This is a genomic window from Nocardia paucivorans NBRC 100373 (assembly GCF_000308675.1).
Taxonomy (GTDB): domain Bacteria; phylum Actinomycetota; class Actinomycetes; order Mycobacteriales; family Mycobacteriaceae; genus Nocardia; species Nocardia paucivorans.
Map to the genome: position 1 here is coordinate 1 of NZ_BAGE01000099.1, position 953 is coordinate 953.

Below are 953 nucleotides of genomic sequence, written 5' to 3' on the forward strand. Positions count from 1 at the left end.
CCACACTGGCAGTGTGGGGGTCAGGGGTTCGAGTCCCCTTAGCTCCACCAGGTTTTATAGGTTTTTCGCATGGCGAAATAACCCATTTTGACGACACTTTTTGACGACAACGCGTTATTCCGTATATTCGGCAGATTCGTTGTGCGAGCCTCCGGACAGCGGTTTCAGGGTGTCGAGGGCGTCGCGTTGCACCGGCTGGATCACCTCCATGTATGTGTTTGTTGTCACGCTGATGGAGCTGTGCCGGAGGATGCGTTGCACTGTCGCGGCATCGACACCGGTTGAGAACAACAGGGTCGCGCAGGAGTGCCGCAGATCGTGCACCCGTAGTTGTGGGACGTCGGCTCGCTCGCACAAGCGGGCGAACATGCGGTTGACGTTGCGGGGTTCGATCGGGCTGCCGAGTACGGTGGTGAACACCAGTCCGGAGTCGATCCAGTCGTTGCAGGCCTCGAATCGCTGTTCTGCCTGTTTGCGGCGGTGATCGTGCAGGATCGTGATCAACGGCGCGGGTGGCGGCAGGGTGGTGTTCGAGCCGTCGGTCTTGACCGGGGTGAGTTGCAGGCTTCCGTCGATGCGGTGTAAGGCCTGCCGGATGGTGATCCGGCCTGCTGCCAGGTCCACGTCGTCCCAGGCCAGGCCGAGGGCTTCGCCGCGCCGCAGGCCTAGGGCCAGGGCCACCGCCCACAGGGCATGCAGCCTGTGGTGCTGGGCGGTGGCGAGGAAGCGTCGGGCCTCGGCCAAGGTGAAGCGGCGGACCTTGGAGTTGTCGCTGCCGGCGATGTGGACCGAGCGGGCGACGTTGCGGCTGAGCAGTTCGTCATCGACCGCGTCCTGTAGTGCGGCGCGCAGGACTCGCAGCACATGCCGGATCGAACTGATCGAGAGCGCGTCGCCGCAGCATTGCGGGGGCTGTTTGGCGCAGCAGCGGGGCTTGCGCCGGGCGGCGTCTT

The 953-nt window shown here is 64.2% G+C and carries 1 protein-coding gene; it reads right to left on the reverse strand.

All coding sequences use genetic code 11. From position 1 onward, the window contains the following. Positions 1-114 precede the first annotated feature (114 nt). The coding region (locus ON32_RS23445) for a tyrosine-type recombinase/integrase (RefSeq protein WP_040793188.1) at positions 115-953 on the reverse strand (839 nt) is incomplete at its 5' end.